The 15,254-nt window shown below is 57.3% G+C and carries 18 protein-coding genes; 9 read left to right on the top strand and 9 right to left on the bottom strand.

Translation table 11 applies throughout. The annotated features are described in order from the left end of the window. Nucleotides 1–51: 51 nt before the first annotated feature. Nucleotides 52–1,533 carry an inorganic phosphate transporter gene (locus BM320_RS02610; RefSeq protein WP_090196087.1) on the top strand — a complete coding sequence of 494 codons (1,482 nt, stop codon included), beginning with the start codon at nucleotides 52–54 and terminating at the stop codon, nucleotides 1,531–1,533. Between the two features lie 69 nt (nucleotides 1,534–1,602). Here BM320_RS02610 and argF read toward each other — a convergent pair whose 3' ends face one another. From argF to BM320_RS02590, 4 genes are all read right to left on the bottom strand, one after another. Beyond that, nucleotides 1,603–2,508, bottom strand: coding sequence for an ornithine carbamoyltransferase (gene argF, locus BM320_RS02605; RefSeq protein WP_090196084.1), 906 nt, complete (start codon nucleotides 2,506–2,508; stop codon nucleotides 1,603–1,605). Between the two features lie 37 nt (nucleotides 2,509–2,545). Further along, complete coding sequence (locus BM320_RS02600; RefSeq protein ID WP_090196082.1) at nucleotides 2,546–3,028, bottom strand: GNAT family N-acetyltransferase; 483 nt, start codon at nucleotides 3,026–3,028, stop codon at nucleotides 2,546–2,548. Continuing rightward, entirely contained in the window at nucleotides 3,021–4,202 is a 1,182-nt protein-coding gene (locus tag BM320_RS02595) for an aspartate aminotransferase family protein (protein WP_090200276.1), read from the bottom strand. The genes BM320_RS02600 and BM320_RS02595 overlap by 8 nt, the downstream gene beginning before the upstream one ends. Nucleotides 4,203–4,384: 182 nt before the next feature. Continuing rightward, entirely contained in the window at nucleotides 4,385–5,188 is an 804-nt protein-coding gene (locus BM320_RS02590) for an ABC transporter permease (protein ID WP_090196080.1), read from the bottom strand. Between the two features lie 208 nt (nucleotides 5,189–5,396). Between BM320_RS02590 and BM320_RS02585 the strand changes: the two genes are divergently transcribed. Continuing rightward, nucleotides 5,397–6,014: a GcrA family cell cycle regulator gene (locus BM320_RS02585; protein WP_090196077.1), complete on the top strand. Its 618-nt coding sequence runs from the start codon at nucleotides 5,397–5,399 to the stop codon at nucleotides 6,012–6,014. Nucleotides 6,015–6,086: 72 nt separating this feature from the next. Here the strand turns inward: BM320_RS02585 and BM320_RS02580 are convergent, their stop codons facing one another. Further along, nucleotides 6,087–6,638 carry a TetR/AcrR family transcriptional regulator gene (locus tag BM320_RS02580; protein ID WP_090196075.1) on the bottom strand — a complete coding sequence of 184 codons (552 nt, stop codon included), beginning with the start codon at nucleotides 6,636–6,638 and terminating at the stop codon, nucleotides 6,087–6,089. Between the two features lie 103 nt (nucleotides 6,639–6,741). Here BM320_RS02580 and BM320_RS02575 point away from each other — a divergent pair, with 103 nt between their 5' ends. Both BM320_RS02575 and BM320_RS02570 read left to right on the top strand, forming a co-directional pair. Next, nucleotides 6,742–7,512: an SDR family NAD(P)-dependent oxidoreductase gene (locus BM320_RS02575; protein WP_090196072.1), complete on the top strand. Its 771-nt coding sequence runs from the start codon at nucleotides 6,742–6,744 to the stop codon at nucleotides 7,510–7,512. A gap of 74 nt (nucleotides 7,513–7,586) precedes the next feature. After that, the gene (locus BM320_RS02570; RefSeq protein ID WP_242650937.1) at nucleotides 7,587–7,979 is read left to right on the top strand and encodes a YbaN family protein; all 393 of its coding nucleotides are present in this window, start codon (nucleotides 7,587–7,589) and stop codon (nucleotides 7,977–7,979) included. Here BM320_RS02570 and BM320_RS02565 read toward each other — a convergent pair whose 3' ends face one another. After that, on the bottom strand, nucleotides 7,980–8,471 hold the full coding sequence (locus BM320_RS02565; RefSeq protein ID WP_090196067.1) for a MarR family winged helix-turn-helix transcriptional regulator: 492 nt from the start codon (nucleotides 8,469–8,471) through the stop codon (nucleotides 7,980–7,982). It abuts the gene before it with no gap. Nucleotides 8,472–8,552: 81 nt separating this feature from the next. On the opposite strand from BM320_RS02565, the gene BM320_RS02560 reads away from it, so the two are divergent. After that, complete coding sequence (locus BM320_RS02560) at nucleotides 8,553–9,431, top strand: EamA family transporter (protein ID WP_090200273.1); 879 nt, start codon at nucleotides 8,553–8,555, stop codon at nucleotides 9,429–9,431. Between the two features lie 7 nt (nucleotides 9,432–9,438). After that, nucleotides 9,439–10,824: a 30S ribosomal protein S12 methylthiotransferase RimO gene (gene rimO / locus BM320_RS02555; protein ID WP_090196064.1), complete on the top strand. Its 1,386-nt coding sequence runs from the start codon at nucleotides 9,439–9,441 to the stop codon at nucleotides 10,822–10,824. Nucleotides 10,825–10,828: 4 nt separating this feature from the next. Here the strand turns inward: rimO and BM320_RS02550 are convergent, their stop codons facing one another. The 3 genes from BM320_RS02550 to BM320_RS02540 form a co-directional block, all read right to left on the bottom strand. After that, entirely contained in the window at nucleotides 10,829–12,112 is a 1,284-nt protein-coding gene (locus BM320_RS02550; protein WP_090196060.1) for a hypothetical protein, read from the bottom strand. 194 nt (nucleotides 12,113–12,306) lie between these two features. After that, nucleotides 12,307–12,657, bottom strand: a complete 351-nt coding sequence (locus tag BM320_RS02545) for a YigZ family protein (RefSeq protein ID WP_090196058.1) — start codon at nucleotides 12,655–12,657, stop codon at nucleotides 12,307–12,309. Further along, the gene (locus tag BM320_RS02540; RefSeq protein WP_242650936.1) at nucleotides 12,654–13,013 is read right to left on the bottom strand and encodes a diacylglycerol kinase; all 360 of its coding nucleotides are present in this window, start codon (nucleotides 13,011–13,013) and stop codon (nucleotides 12,654–12,656) included. The genes BM320_RS02545 and BM320_RS02540 overlap by 4 nt, the downstream gene beginning before the upstream one ends. A gap of 112 nt (nucleotides 13,014–13,125) precedes the next feature. On the opposite strand from BM320_RS02540, the gene trhA reads away from it, so the two are divergent. The 3 genes from trhA to BM320_RS02525 all read left to right on the top strand — a co-directional run bounded on the left by trhA (nucleotide 13,126) and on the right by BM320_RS02525 (nucleotide 15,249). Then, the gene (gene trhA, locus BM320_RS02535) at nucleotides 13,126–13,785 is read left to right on the top strand and encodes a PAQR family membrane homeostasis protein TrhA (RefSeq protein ID WP_090196055.1); all 660 of its coding nucleotides are present in this window, start codon (nucleotides 13,126–13,128) and stop codon (nucleotides 13,783–13,785) included. Between the two features lie 67 nt (nucleotides 13,786–13,852). Then, nucleotides 13,853–14,086: a DUF8831 family protein gene (locus BM320_RS02530; RefSeq protein WP_090196052.1), complete on the top strand. Its 234-nt coding sequence runs from the start codon at nucleotides 13,853–13,855 to the stop codon at nucleotides 14,084–14,086. Between the two features lie 65 nt (nucleotides 14,087–14,151). Further along, nucleotides 14,152–15,249: a histone deacetylase-like amidohydrolase gene (locus BM320_RS02525; protein ID WP_090196049.1), complete on the top strand. Its 1,098-nt coding sequence runs from the start codon at nucleotides 14,152–14,154 to the stop codon at nucleotides 15,247–15,249. Nucleotides 15,250–15,254: the final 5 nt, after the last annotated feature.

Genomic DNA, 15,254 nt, shown 5'->3' with positions numbered 1-15,254 from the left:
GATGCGCACAAAATGTTTACCTCCGGCTCCAATTCTTAGCGGGGGACGAAAATGCCGGATTCAAAGCCAACCAACCAATGGAAAACGCTTGATCGCGATTTGGGCCGTATCGGGGCTGTTGAATACGCAACCCAATATGTCAGCCGTCCGCTGGTCGGGTTGGGAATTTCCTTGGCGTTCATTATCGTTGCCGCGCTGACCAGCACGCTATTTTTTGGCGGGGATTCAGTCTCTTACGTCGTGATTGCGGCGGCGGCATTCGGGGCCTATATGGCCGTGAACATTGGCGCCAATGACGTGGCTAACAATATGGGGCCCGCCGTGGGGGCCAATGCGCTGACCATGGGGGGGGCGATTGTCATCGCGGCACTTTGCGAAAGTGCGGGCGCTTTGCTGGCGGGCGGCGATGTTGTTTCAACGATTTCCAAGGGAATCATCGACCCCGAAAGCGTCTCTAGCAGCGAAGTCTTTATCTGGGCGATGATGGCCGCGCTGATTTCATCGGCGCTTTGGGTGAATTTGGCGACATGGGTCGGGGCGCCGGTTTCAACCACACATTCTGTCGTGGGCGGGGTCATGGGCGCAGGGGTTGCAGCCGCAGGGTTTGCGGCGGTGAACTGGCCGACCATGGGCGCAATTGCCGCAAGCTGGGTCATTTCGCCCGTGCTGGGCGGGGTGATCGCGGCGGCGTTTCTTGCCTTTATCAAGACCGCGATCATCTATCAGGACGACAAAATTGCCGCCGCGCGCCGCTGGGTGCCTGTGCTGATCGGGATCATGGGCGGTGTCTTTGCGATGTATCTGGCGATGAAAGGGCTGAAACGGATCGTCAGCATCGATCTGCTGACCGCCTGTCTTATCGGGATTGTCCTGGGTGCGGCAATCTATGCGATTTCTGCGCCTTTGGTGCGGCGCCAATCCGAAGGGCTCGAGAACCGCAACAAATCGCTCAAAGTGCTGTTTAACATCCCGCTGATCCTGTCAGCCGCGCTTTTGTCGTTTGCGCATGGGGCGAATGATGTGGCCAACGCCGTTGGACCGCTGGCCGCGATTGTGCACGCCGAAAGCTTTGGCACATTTGCGGGCAAGGTGGATATTCCAACTTGGGTAATGGTGATCGGGGCGTTCGGGATTTCGTTCGGCTTGATCCTGTTCGGGCCAAAACTGATCCGTATGGTCGGCAGCCAAATCACCAAATTGAACCCCATGCGCGCCTATTGCGTGGCGCTTTCTGCCGCGATCACAGTGATTATCGCCAGTTGGCTGGGCTTGCCAGTGTCCTCGACCCATATCGCCGTGGGTGGCGTGTTTGGCGTGGGTTTTTTTCGTGAATGGCATGCTGCAAGACGCGCCCGCAAATCGTCAGAGCAGCGCCCTGTGGCGAAACGTATCGCCCCCGAAGAACGCCGCCGCCGCAAACTGGTCCGCCGGTCGCACTTTATGACAATTATCGCAGCCTGGGTGATCACAGTGCCCGCCGCGGCCTTGATGTCCGCGATTATCTTCTTGGGGCTACACGCCGCATTTGTTTAGGGGGCGCCCAGGCTTTCAACGAAAGCCTGGGGCCAATTCCTGTGTCAGGAATTGGCGCGGCGCTGTTGCCTATTTTCCGAGACAATAGCGCATGATGGCCTTTTGCGCATGCAGCCGGTTTTCGGCTTCATCGAAAATCACCGAATTCTTGCCGTCCATCACGCTGCTTGTGGCCTCATCGTCGCGGTGGGCGGGCAGGCAATGCATGAACAATGCATCATCCTTGGCCTTGGCCATCAGCGCGTCATTCACCTGATAGCCGCGCAGCTGGTTATGGCGCCGTTCGCGGGCGGATTGCGGATCATGCATCGACACCCAAGTATCGGTCACCACCAGATCCGCACCCTGAACGGCCCTGTCGGGATCGCGCTCGATTGTATAAAGCCCGGCCAGCGCCGGTTCGGGGTCCAATGTTTCGGGGCCTGTGAACACAAGCTCAAAGTCGAACTGTTTGGCCGCATGCGCAAAGCTCGCAAAGACGTTATTGCCATCGCCCGACCAGACGACTTTCTTGCCTTTGATCGGGCCGTTATGTTCTTCGAATGTCATGATATCGGCCATGATCTGGCAGGGATGCGTCCGGTTGGTCAGCCCGTTGATCACCGGCACGGTCGCATATTCGGCCATCTCGAGCAGGGTCTGTTCTTCGAATGTGCGGATCATAATCATATCGACATAGCGCGACAGCACGCGGGCCGTGTCAGCAATGGTTTCGCCGTGTCCCAGCTGCATATCGCTGCCCGAAAGCACCATCGTCTGCCCGCCCATCTGGCGCACCCCCACATCAAATGACACGCGGGTCCGCGTTGACGGCTTTTCAAAAATCAGGGCAACCATATGGTTGGCAAGCGGCTGATCCGCGTCAGGTGTGCCCTTTGGCAGACCTTTGCGCGCGTCCTTGATCGCGCGCCCGTTGCGGATGATCGCCTGCAAATCTTCTGCGGGCGTTGTATGGATATCAAGAAAATGCGTCATAGGAGGTTCTTTATCATGGGGCCAAAGGGCCAGTAAATCAAAGGCGTGTCATCACCTGAACGAGTTTGCCGTCGCGCGTCGGCGCAAGGCGGCGATTATGAAATCCGGCCTGTCGGTAGATCGATATCGCCCGTGTATCGGTGGTTATCGGTCCCACTGCAACCAGACTATACGAGCGGCGCAAGGCGCGCACCCATGCTTCGATATAACCTGCTGCATGGCCCGGCCCCAGAAAATCCGGATTGCCTACAAATGTTTCGACAACGCGGGTGCCTACAGGCAGGTCGGCGAATTCGGGTTTGGCCGATGTGCGCGCATCAAAATCGCTGATAAACGCAAATGGCAGATGGGACAGCTCGACGATATGCATCGCAACCTGCGGGTTTTCCATATCTGCGGTAATGCGCGCGATCTGCGCGTCGGTATCGGGCCACCAAACCTTAACATGCGCCGCAGAATACCAGCGACGCAGCAAGGTCAGGTCGTCTTGGGTTAACAGGCGGAAATCGTAATTACGCATTGGCTCCCTGTAACTGTGCGGCAGCAGCGTCGATTTTGTCAACTGCGGCGGCAATATCGGCATCCGTAATGGTCAGCGGAGGCAGCAGCCGGATCACGTTATCCGCCGCTGGCACAGTTAAAACACCCTGCGCATAGCCGGCGGCAACAATATCGGTATTCACCGCCTTACATTTCAGCCCCAGCATCAGACCCGCACCGCGCACGGCCTCGAATACATCCGGATGAGCCGCAACCAGACCTTCAAGTTTTTGCCGCAGCAATCCGGCCTTGCGGTTCACCTCGGCCAGAAATGCATCATCGGCGATGATTTCCATCACTTTGGCCCCGACCGCACAGGCAAGCGGGTTGCCACCATAGGTGGACCCATGTGTGCCCGCCGTCATGCCAGAGGCCGCGTTTTCCGTGGCCAGCACCGCGCCCAGCGGGAAACCACCGCCGATGCCTTTGGCAACCATCATGATATCGGGGGTCACGCCCGCCCATTCATGTGCAAACAGTTTGCCGGTGCGGCCCATGCCGCATTGAACCTCGTCAAAGATCAGCAATGCGCCATGCGTATCACAAAGATCGCGCATCGCCTTCAGGTCGGCATCGGGCACGGGGCGGATACCGCCTTCGCCTTGCACGGGTTCAATCAGCACGGCGGCGGTCTGATCGGTGACCGCAGCGGCCAGCGCGGCCATGTCGCCAAATTCCAGATGCGTAAATCCGGGCAGCAAAGGGCCAAAGCCCTTGGTCATCTTTTCGGATCCGGCCGCGGCAATCCCCGCAGCAGACCGGCCATGGAACGAGCCCGTAAACGTGATGATCTCGCCGCGGTCCGGCTGACCCTTATCGTACCAGTATTTGCGGGCCATCTTAACGGCCAATTCACAGGCCTCGGTGCCCGAATTAGTGAAAAATACGGTATCGGCAAAGGTCGCATCAACAAGCGCATCGGCCAGCTTTTGCTGGGCCGGAATATTATACAGGTTCGACAAGTGCCACACGGCTTGGGCTTGGGTGGTCAAAGCTTCGACCAATGCGGGATTGGCATGGCCCAGCGCATTCACCGCGATCCCCGCGCCCAGATCCAGAAATCGGCGCCCGTCCTGTTCGGTCAACCATGACCCTTCGCCAGACACAAATGTCAGCGGGGCGCGTGAATAGGTTGGCAAGATAGACGCGATCATGGGGATCATCCTTATCAATAGGCCAATTGGTGCAGACCAAGGGCCGGGTGTCAATGTTTAGAGATTAAAGAAGACGTGACAAAAGGCGGCGCAAATTAGCGTCGGCGTCGGATTACATATGTCAGACCGGTCTTCATGCAGGTTTCCTAGCGCAACTTGCGCGCGCTGTGAAGCGCAAATCACTAGGCCTTGAGCCGATAGCCCGTATGCATCCAGCGCAAACACAGGCCCAGCACCAGAATGCAGGCAACAGCCACGACACACAGACCAACAAACGGGCTGCTGTCGGACACCCCGATCATGCCATAGCGCACCCCGTCGATAATATAGAAAAACGGGTTGGCGTGGCTGAGGGTTTGCAAGAATGCAGGCAGCGCGTCGATGGAATAGAAAGTGCCCGAAAGAAACGCCAGAGGGGTGATCAGGAAATTGGAAATCGCCGAGAGCTGGTCGAATTTATTGGCATAAATCCCTGCAATCATACCCAAACCACCCATCAGAACGGACCCCAAAAGCACAAAAAGGATCGCCCAGACGGGGTGCTGCAATCCGACACCCAAAAACAGGAATGATCCAAAGGCGATCACAACGGCCACCAATATACCGCGCGCCACCGCCCCGCCGATATAGCCAAACACCAATTCGCCCGCCGATAGGGGCGGCATCAGCGTATCGACAATATTGCCCTGCACCTTGGCCGAGGCAAGGCTCGACGATGTATTGGCAAAGGCGTTCTGGATCACCGTCATCGTCAGAATGCCCGGCGCCAGAAAGGTAATGAACGGCACGCCCATCACATCACCGCGCTGCGGGCCGATCGCGATGGTAAAGATCATCAGGAAAAGCCCCGCGTTGATCAGCGGGGCCATCACGGTCTGCGACCAGACATTCATGAACCGCTTGATCTCGCGGCGCACCAATGTCCATGTCCCCAGCCAGTTCACACGGCCAAAGCGGCGCACACCCATTGCAGTTTTTGCGGTCATCTCACTGTTCCTTTGTGTCGGCACCGACATAAACTATTTACCGCAATTGGCCAGCACCGACCCGCCTGACTGCGCCCGATCTGCCATAACGCGCGAAAACCTTGAACGCGCGCTTCACATCCCTGCGCACAATGACTATTGTAAGGCTTGAACAGATTTTTGGCCCGGCAAACTGCTTTGTCCGGCCCACTGAACCAAAGGAATCCATATGTCCTGGACAGACGAGCGCGTCGAGACGCTCAAAAAGATGTGGGGCGAAGGCCAGTCCGCAAGCCAGATCGCCAAGGAACTTGGCGGCGTGACCCGTAACGCCGTAATCGGCAAGGTGCACCGCCTTGGCTTGTCGAACCGTGCTGCCGCGAGCGGTGCTGCCGCCGCGACCAAAGCGGCCCCCAAAGAAAAACCGGCCGCCGCCACCAAAGCCGCAGCGCCCAAAGCCGCACCAAAGCCGACCCCTGCCCCGACCCCTGCGCCCGCCGCAGCGGTCCCTGCGGTCAAGGAAGTGGTGGAGCTGGACGAAAACGGCATTCCAATTTCGGCCGCCCGCCGCGCGATTATTCCTGCCGGCCAACCCTTGCCGCCGCAACCTTCGGCCAATGAAATCAGCCCCGAAGCGCTGGCCAAAGTCAGCGAAGTCGAAAAAGGCGCCAAGCGCATCAGCCTGATGGAACTGACCGAGAAAACCTGCAAATGGCCTGTCGGTGATCCGGCAACAGATGATTTCTGGTTCTGCGGCCTAGGCGTACAAGCCGGAAAACCGTACTGCGAGGCCCATGTCGGCGTTGCGTTCCAGCCCATGTCATCACGCCGCGACCGCCGCCGGTAGTTTCATTCAGTAAGGTGGATCAAGATCCACCCTACGGCAAAGCCGCCCCGAAAAGGGCGGCTTTTTATTTGGCTACTGCTTGCCCTCATAAGCCAGAGCCGCATCAATCATATGCCGCAGTTGCGCGCCGTATTCTTCGGCAGACACATCCGCCATTCCTGGCAACCGCAAGGTGTGGCGCACCATCGCAGCACCCAATGTCGCCGCAATAAACATCGCAAGGTTAGGTGCAGCCGCAGGCCCGCCCATTCGGTCCAGCATCGGATCAATCAGCATGGTGCGCAGCCGTGCGCGCAACAGGTCCCCGACCTCTGGGTCGGCCCCGTTCACGATGATCATGCGGATCACCGACATATGCGCATCCGTGGCATCGGGCTTTGTGTATTTTGCGATGGCAACCGCCACCGGATCGCCGCCCGCAGCCATTTCCGGCCAATCGAACGCGACTTCGAGCATTGCTTCGAACAACCCGCGCTTGCCACCGAAATAGCGCGAAACCAGCGCGACATCGACACCCGCCTGCTTTGCGATCATGCGCAATGACACGTTGGAATAGCTTTGCGCGCAAAACGAATTTGTAGCGGCGGACAGCAGTTTTTCGCGGGTGATGTCTGACTTTTTCATGGGGCATGGTCTACGCCGTCCGGCCAATTTGTCAACACCCGTTGACAAGTCCCGAGAAAGACACCATATCAAATATCAACACACGTTGACAAAAGGAATCCACATGCCAAATACTGCTCTTATCACGGGTGCATCCGCCGGAATTGGCCGCGAATTCGCCCGCTATCACGCCAGCCTTGGCGGCGATCTGATCATCACCGCGCGCAGGGGCGCGGAGCTAGACGCGCTCAAATCCGAACTGGAAGCCGCCCATAAGATCAGCGTCACCACAATTGCGCTTGATCTGGGGGCCGCAGGGGGTGCGGATGCACTGTATGACGCGGTCAAAGACCAAAAAATCGACATCTTGATCAATAACGCGGGCTTTGGCGGGCATGGTATCTTTACCGAACGCGCGCTTGCCGATGATCTTGCAATGATCGACCTGAACGTAAAATCGCTTGTGGCCCTGTGCCACCATATCGGCAACGCGATGGTCAAAAACGGCGGCGGCAAAATCCTGAACGTCAGCTCTACGGCTTCCTATATGCCGGGGCCGTTGCAGGCGACCTATTTCGCGACCAAAGCCTTTGTTTCTAGCTTTAGCCAAGCCATCGACGAAGAACTGCGCGCCAAAGGCGTGACCGTCACAGCACTTGAACCTGGCTATGTGCATACCGAATTTGCCGAGGTCGCAGCGCTTGAAGGGACGGGGCTGGTCAAGCAAAAAGGCGCCATGCCCGCCGCGGTCGCAAAATGCGGCTATGACGCGATGCTGGCCGGCAGGCTGCGGGTCATCAACGAAGGCAAATTATCGTTCCTGCTCAATTGGATCATCCCGATGATGCCCCGTCGCGCGGTGCTGAAAAACATCCGGAGCATGCAGGAAAAATAGCCGCGCGCATTCGTGAATTGGCATCTCTCCCAGATATGGTATTGCAGTGCAAACTGATCAAAGAGGATGCCAGTTTGCGGCACATTAAGGCATCAAAAGAAGTTCTCGTGCGGGGCATCTGGCTGGCAATCGGTTGGGCCGCGCTCGGGCTTGGCATCATCGGGGTGGTGTTACCCGTTTTGCCAACAACGCCATTTGTCATTCTAGCAGCTTTTGCCTTTGGCAAAGGGTCAGAGCGCCTGCAACAACGGCTACATGATCACGCCACCTTTGGCCCGATCATCGCAGAATGGAACGCGACAGGGGCCATCGCCCCGAAATACAAGACAATTGCGATCACGATGATGAGCGCGGCGTTGGGCCTGAGCATCATCATGGCGATGCCGTTTAAGGTCATCGTGATACAGGCAATATGCATGGCAGGCGCAGCGACATTTATCCTGACACGACCCAACGGCGCGGGCTGACTATCGCGCCGCGGCTAGCCGGTCCAGATAGGCCTGCAATATCTCGTTCAGCTTCTCTTGTTCGGACGCCCCGAAAGGCGCCACAAGCCGCCTTTGGGTTTGCACGTGATCCGTCACTGCCGCGTCAATCACGCTGGCCCCTTTTGGCGTTAGCTGGATCAGCACGCTGCGCGCATCATCAGGGTTCTTGATCCGCACCACGTGGCCCTCTTTGACCAGCTGGTCGATCCGGTTTGTCATCGTCCCCGAAGTCACCATCATCGTTTCCAGCAACTGGTTGGGCGAAAGCGCGTGCGGCGGCCCCGACCGCAGCAATGTCGCAAGCACGTCAAAGCTCGCAGCGCTAAGCCCGTGTTGCGCAAAAGTTGCGGCCATTTGCTGCGACATCTGCGCACTAACACGGATCAAACGGCCAATCAGCATCATCGGTTCCGTGTCCAGATCCGGACGCTGACTGGCCCATTGGGCCTTGATTTCATCAATATCATACATGCGACCAGTTGATCAGATTATTATCTTGACGTCAAGATGAATTGGTATATCTCGACATCAAGATAAATAAGGATGCACCACATGACCCGCAGCTTCGACATTGCACTCACGGCCATTGCACCATTGATTTGGGGCAGCAGCTATATCGTCACTACACAATTCTTGCCTAATCTCGACCCGATCACCGTATCGCTTTTTCGGGCGTTGCCGGCCGGACTGCTACTGCTGGTATTGGCAGGGCAGCTGCCGCCGCTCGCGCTTCTGCCCAAAATGTTTGTGCTGGGCGCGCTCAATTTTGCGATTTTTTGGGCGCTGCTGTTTTACGCCGCCTACCGCCTGCCCGGCGGGGTGGCCGCAATCCTTGGGGCGATGCAGCCGCTTGTAGTGTTTCTCGCATCCAAATCGTTGCTTGGCACGACAATCCGGCCGCTTTCACTGGTTGCCGTGGGCCTGGGCGGGATCGGTGTAGCGCTGCTTGTCCTCACGGCCAAAGTGCAGCTTGACCCGCTCGGGGTGCTTGCCGGTTTGCTGGGGTCGGCGTCCATGGGTTTTGGTACGGTGCTTAGCCGCAAATGGCAGCCCGCCGTGCCGGCGCGCACATTTACCGCGTGGCAGCTGACCGCCGGCGGGCTGCTGCTGTTGCCGCTCGCGCCCTTTGCGACGACCGACTGGACCAGCTTAACGGTGCAAAACTTCGCGGGGCTTGCGTATCTGAGCCTGATCGGCGCGGGGCTGACCTATGTGATCTGGCTACGCGGGATCAAACGGCTGGACCCATCGGCGGTGTCGATCCTTGGGGCGCTTAGCCCGCTTAGCGCGACAATCCTTGGTTGGTTGATCCTGAACGAAACCCTGATCCTAAGCCAAGGGATCGGGATTGCGGTTGTGCTATGCTCTGTGTTCTTGGGGCAATACGCGCTGCGCGTTCCCCATTCCCAAGCCGCGCGCGCCGCGCTATAGGGCAGGCATGAGCCAGAACCCACCAAACCTCCGCCCCGACTTGGCCCCACAGGCCAAATTCACCGACGCCAGCCGCCCCGGCCAGCCGACCATCGGTATGGTCAGTCTGGGCTGCCCCAAAGCGCTTGTGGATAGCGAACGCATCCTCACGCGGCTGCGCGCCGAGGGATATGCCATTTCCCCCGATTACGCAGGGGCCGAGGCGGTGATCGTCAACACCTGCGGTTTCCTTGACAGTGCCAAAGCGGAATCATTGGACGCCATCGGCGAGGCGCTCAAGGAAAACGGCAAGGTGATCGTCACAGGCTGCCTTGGCGCCGAACCCGATTACATCCGCGAACACCACCCCAATATTTTGGCCGTCACTGGCCCGCATCAGTATGAACAGGTACTAGACGCCGTGCACCTTGCCGTGCCGCCCAGCCCCGATCCGTTTATTGACCTGCTACCTGGCACGGGCGTGTCCCTGACGCCGCGCCACTACAGCTATTTGAAGATTTCCGAAGGCTGTAACCACAAATGCAAATTCTGCATCATCCCTGATATGCGCGGCAAACTGGCGTCACGGCCCGCACATGCGGTCCTACGCGAGGCGGAAAAACTGGTACAGGCGGGCGTCAAAGAACTCCTTGTGATTTCTCAAGATACCTCAGCCTATGGTCTGGACCGTAAATATGACGTTAACCCGTGGAAAGACGACACGGTGCGCAGCCATATCCTTGATCTTACACGGGAATTGGGGAAACTTGGCGCTTGGGTGCGGCTGCATTATGTCTACCCCTACCCGCATGTGCGCGACCTGATCCCGCTGATGGCGGACCGCGCGAACGGCATCCTGCCCTATCTGGATATCCCGTTCCAACATTCCCACCCCGATGTGCTGCGGCGCATGGCGCGGCCTGCGGCGGGGGCGAAAACGCTGGATGAAATCCGGGCGTGGCGCGAAATCTGCCCCGATATCACCCTGCGATCTACCTTTATCGTCGGCTACCCCGGCGAGACCGAGGAAGAATTCCAACACCTGCTGGACTGGCTGGAGGAAGCCCAACTCGACCGCGTCGGTTGCTTCCAATACGAAAACGTCGACGGCGCGCGGTCAAACGCCCTGCCCGACCACGTCGCGCCAGAGGTCAAACAAGACCGCTGGGACCGCTTTATGGCCAAAGCCCAAGCGATATCTGAGGCCAAACTCGCAACCAAAGTCGGCAAAACGCTCGAAGTCATTGTCGACGACATCGACGAAGACGGCATCGCCACCTGCCGCACATGGGCCGACGCCCCCGAGATCGACGGGAACCTGTTTATCGACGACGGGGCGGACGGGTTGGCCGTGGGGGATGTTTTACAAGTTGTGGTTGAGGAGGCTGGGGAGTATGATTTGTGGGGGCGATAGAGAGCTAACTTTTGATATCACCAAGACGATCAATTGCCTTCTCGAGAAGACTAACCAAACCTGAGTTCTCTCTCCCTCCACCCATCAAACTCGGACGCGACTGTATTTCGGGTTGTTCCTCGAAAAACTCACGCACCAGTTCACTTCTAAGCTCATGTCTTTGTTCCAGAGGTGCGTTGGCAAGGTAAGCATCAAAAGCCTTTATTCTTAGGCTCAACGAACGGAGTTTAACTGCTGATCTGCGGTGTTTATTTGCCAACGATGCCAGATACAAGCCGGGAACAAGGAGCACTGCTGAAACGGGTAAACGCATCAACATGTCCGCAAACGTAAAATTGTTAGTTTTGCTAAGAGAGAACCACATGCAAGCAGAGATAATTGCAACGATCATGAAAATAGCGGCGGCTAACACTGAATAGCGAGTAAAAAGCACAGATTCTTCTTTCGCTGACCCAGCAAAACCCGCCGCAAGAGCGGTCTGCCCGGCCGTATCATACAGACTATTCAAGTCATCGATAATGTCATTCGCTTTGGTGTCAAACTCCGTTCGAGCGTCGCCCAATTCTTTCGTCACGACTGACCTAACTTCAGTAACGGTCCTATTGATCTTGCCAGCTTCAGATTTCATATGCGAGACTAACTCTTGCAGATGGTTTTCAGTCGCTTGAAACTCTGCGCTTCGCTTATTTTGATCATCTGAAAATACTCGTGAGAACTCAGTTAGCTTATCTGTCACTGTCGCATTCACATTGGCTTCAAGGTTAACGATCTGCGCTTCAATCTTGTGTTCTAAGTCACCTAGTGTACTTTCCAATCCCTCGGCCTCGGCCTGCAATTTCGAGACCTGTTCGTGGGTGTCGGATACAGTTTTTTGGGCCGCATCCGTAGTCACGATAAGATCTTGTTTTATTTCAAAAACTGTAGATCGGAAATCTTCAATAACTTCGTTGGATTCCGAACGAAAAATCTTCTTGACCCTAGGGTACGGAAATCGCGCAAATATCGTCGCAAAGTAATTGGATATCTGGTCGTAGTGGCCAAAGTTAGCCGCATTATTGCGCAGGTGATTGGAAATTTGGGTCAACTCACCTGCGGTCTGCTGGAGCTCATTTGATGATAGGTACGATGATGAACTCGCTTCTAAAATCCAACGAACATATTCTGCCTTGTCACAAAATTCGCGGTGACGTGGGTCCTGCTTTTCCTTCTCTGAAAAGTTATTCAGTGTCTCCTCAACTGTCGCCAAATTCGTCCAAATACCGTGAGCCCTAAAGTCGACCTCAATCATAAGCGCAATTCCAATTCAACAAATGCAACCAAAGCATACTCTCTCAAATTAGCCATTTACAACTCAAATCAGCCCGGCAAAGCCGGGCAGCGCCCGGACCTCCCCCATGGGGAGGGCGCTTCGCTTCCTCCCCGAGGTCCAAGCGCTGCCCTACTGATAAGCACTACTTATACGCAACGCACCCGTCCGCGCGGTTAATCCATATCCTCAATATACGTCCGCACGCAGTCTTGCACATGGCGGAAGCGGTCTCCGCCGAGGTGTTTGCCGCCGTACCAGCGCGTCACCACGATGATATGGTTTTGCAGGTCTTCGCGCTCGAGCATCCGTAAAATCACCATGCCCGCACCGCTTTCGCCGTCGTCGTTCTTTAGCGGCGCATCGGGCAACAAAACGGCCCATGTATTATGCGTGGCCTTGGCGAATTTCTTGTTACGGCACAGCCCTTTAATGAAATCACGCGCCTCATCGGGCGTGCCAACTGGCCCACCCGAAACCGCGTATTTTGACCCGCGGTCGCTGACGACATTCTGGATGATTTTCACAGTAGGCGGGCGATCACACAGACCCAAGCCACACCCACGCCAATCGCCGTGACCGCCACCGCAGCCGACCCGCAATCCTTGGCCTGTTTGGCCGCATCGCGTTTATCGGTGCTGATATCATCGACCACCCGTTCAATCGCCGTGTTCATACATTCCGCCGCCAGCACCATGATCCCGCCCATCAAAAGCATCCCGCGTTCACCTGCGGTCAGCGGCAGGACCAGCGCCAACACCCCGAAAGCCACATTCATAACAATCCATTGCGTCAAAGACCCTTCGGTTTTCCAGACGTGCAAGAACCCGTCCCACGACCAAACCGCCCGTTGTTTCACGCGTATGATTTGCTGCAACATCATTTACTCTCCGGCTTCACGGTTTCTTTACATGTCGCGGGTAATCTGTGACCCGACGGAACAATTGACCAAATGTAAGCGGCGCCTAGGCTGGTGGCAACCGATTGGATTTGCTATGTACCCGACCTATTCACGCGCAGAACGTATCGCCGACGGGGCTATACACGCCCTAGGCGTTATCGGGGCGCTGTCCGGCGCGGTCTTGCTGATTGTCTGGGCCACGGGGATCGGCAGTGCAGGTCATATCGCGGCGGTGGCGATCTATGGCGCCACGCTGATTGCGACTTTTGTGGCTTCTGCCATGTATCATATGACGCCGTGGGAACGGATCCGCCCTGTATTGCGGCGCTTTGATCATGCCGCGATCTACCTGAAAATTGCGGGCACCTATACGCCGCTTGTCGTGATGATCGGCAGCGGTTTTGCCTACCTTGTTTTGGGGATCATCTGGGGTCTTGCGGCGATGGGCATGGTGATCAAACTGTTCTTCTGGCGCACGCCGGGGCGGTTCGGGCCGCTGCTCTATCTCGTTATGGGATGGCTCAGCGTGCTTTTGATCTGGTCGCTTTGGGACATTGTGCCTGCGGCCGCGATGGCGCTGATCACCGTTGGCGGGCTGACATATAGCTTGGGCGTAATCTTTTATGCCGCTGAAAACATGCGGTTTTCCAATGCCATTTGGCACGGGTTCGTCGTGGCGGCATCGGCCTGTTTTTTCGCGGCCATCACGATCAGCCTGCACGAAATCGCAAACGCCATGGCGTTTGGCGCATAGTTTTGCACAGCGCAGGGCGATGGTTGCCAATATTGCGCGGCTTGATCTGCCGCGCTAGAGTGATCCCATGTTTACTGTAGAACACGATTATGATGCAACCGTGGTGACCTTGGTTGATGAAGGGGCCGCGCCGTTGCGCGAGGATGTGATTGTCAGCGCATTTGATGATTGCATCACCGTCACGCAGATCGACACGCGCAGTGACCAACCGGTCCAGATCACATTGTCGTTCAGCCAATTGCGCGACCTTCAGGCGGCACTTGACCTGCCCGAAGGCGCCTACCGCCTGCGCAAACCCTAGCCCCAGTTTCGCTTGCATTATTCTGCCATTTCCGGCGAAGCTGCCCTGAACAATTGGGGGCTGGCATGACCACGGGATTTTTCTGGGACGAACGTAGTTTTTGGCACGGCGGCGGCAATTATGCAGGGATGCTGCCGGTTGGCGGTTTGGTGCAGCCGCTTGACGGTGGCCTGCCCGAAAGCCCTGAAACCAAACGCCGCCTGAAAAACCTGATCGAAGTCACGGGGCTTGCGCGTGATCTGGATATGCGCGGCGCGGAAATGGCTACACGCGACGATCTATTGCGGGTGCATCCGGCGCATTATCTTGATGAATTCAAAGCCCTTTCCGACGCGGGCGGCGGTGAATTGGGGCGGCGCACCCCATTTGGCCCGGGTGGTTACGAACTGGCCGCACTCTCCGCTGGCATCGCGAAAACCGCGCTTGCGGCGGTGCTGACAGGCGATTTGACCAACGCCTACGCACTGTCGCGCCCGCCCGGCCACCATTGCCTGCCGGATTATCCCAACGGGTTCTGCCTGCTCAATAACATCGGCATCGCGATCGAGGCCGCCCGTGCCGCGGGCCTTGCCCAGCGCTTTGCCGTGCTCGATTGGGATGTGCATCACGGCAACGGGACCGAAGCCGTGTTTTACGACCGCGATGACGTGCTGACCGTATCAATCCACCAAGACCGCAACTATCCGATGGACACGGGCGCATTTTCTGACCGTGGCACGGGTGCAGGGGCAGGTTACAATCTCAATATCCCGCTGCCGCCGGGCACGGGCCACAAGGGCTATCTTGCCGCGATGGACAGGCTGGCCCTGCCCGCGATCCGCGCCTATGCGCCCGATGTGCTGATCATCGCTTGCGGCTATGACGCGGCGGCCAATGACCCCTTGGGGCGGATGCTGGCCACGGCAGATACATTTGCGCAAATGACGGCGCAGGTCATGGCGCTCGCGGGCGATATCTGCGGCGGCAAACTGCTTTTGGTCCACGAAGGCGGCTATTCCGAAACCTATGTGCCGTTTTGCGGCCATGCGGTGCTGCAAACCCTGTCGTGCAGCACGATCAGCGCCCCCGACCCGTTCGCAGAGGTCTTTCCCTTGCGCCAGCCGGACGCAGGGTTTGATGCCTATCTGGACGGCGTGATCGGCGCGATGGAAGCAGCATTGTAGCACAC

It is taken from the genome of Yoonia tamlensis (assembly GCF_900115105.1).
GTDB lineage: Bacteria > Pseudomonadota > Alphaproteobacteria > Rhodobacterales > Rhodobacteraceae > Yoonia > Yoonia tamlensis.
Note: the sequence above shows the minus strand (reverse complement) of the source record. Positions and strands in the feature narration are given on the sequence as shown.

Bases quoted from the DNA above. Each gene is read 5' to 3' on its own strand.
- BM320_RS02580 (WP_090196075.1), bottom strand. From the start codon at position 6,638: ATGAAAAAGTCAGACATCACCCGCGAAAAACTGCTGTCCGCCGCTACA.
- BM320_RS02540 (WP_242650936.1), bottom strand. From the start codon at position 13,013: ATGATGTTGCAGCAAATCATACGCGTGAAACAACGGGCGGTTTGGTCG.
- trhA (WP_090196055.1), top strand. From the start codon at position 13,126: ATGTACCCGACCTATTCACGCGCAGAACGTATCGCCGACGGGGCTATA.
- BM320_RS02585 (WP_090196077.1), top strand. From the start codon at position 5,397: ATGTCCTGGACAGACGAGCGCGTCGAGACGCTCAAAAAGATGTGGGGC.
- BM320_RS02575 (WP_090196072.1), top strand. From the start codon at position 6,742: ATGCCAAATACTGCTCTTATCACGGGTGCATCCGCCGGAATTGGCCGC.
- BM320_RS02550 (WP_090196060.1), bottom strand. From the start codon at position 12,112: ATGATTGAGGTCGACTTTAGGGCTCACGGTATTTGGACGAATTTGGCG.
- rimO (WP_090196064.1), top strand. From the start codon at position 9,439: ATGAGCCAGAACCCACCAAACCTCCGCCCCGACTTGGCCCCACAGGCC.
- BM320_RS02600 (WP_090196082.1), bottom strand. From the start codon at position 3,028: ATGCGTAATTACGATTTCCGCCTGTTAACCCAAGACGACCTGACCTTG.
- argF (WP_090196084.1), bottom strand. From the start codon at position 2,508: ATGACGCATTTTCTTGATATCCATACAACGCCCGCAGAAGATTTGCAG.
- BM320_RS02610 (WP_090196087.1), top strand. From the start codon at position 52: ATGCCGGATTCAAAGCCAACCAACCAATGGAAAACGCTTGATCGCGAT.
- BM320_RS02595 (WP_090200276.1), bottom strand. From the start codon at position 4,202: ATGATCGCGTCTATCTTGCCAACCTATTCACGCGCCCCGCTGACATTT.
- BM320_RS02525 (WP_090196049.1), top strand. From the start codon at position 14,152: ATGACCACGGGATTTTTCTGGGACGAACGTAGTTTTTGGCACGGCGGC.
- BM320_RS02590 (WP_090196080.1), bottom strand. From the start codon at position 5,188: ATGACCGCAAAAACTGCAATGGGTGTGCGCCGCTTTGGCCGTGTGAAC.
- BM320_RS02530 (WP_090196052.1), top strand. From the start codon at position 13,853: ATGTTTACTGTAGAACACGATTATGATGCAACCGTGGTGACCTTGGTT.
- BM320_RS02565 (WP_090196067.1), bottom strand. From the start codon at position 8,471: ATGTATGATATTGATGAAATCAAGGCCCAATGGGCCAGTCAGCGTCCG.
- BM320_RS02560 (WP_090200273.1), top strand. From the start codon at position 8,553: ATGACCCGCAGCTTCGACATTGCACTCACGGCCATTGCACCATTGATT.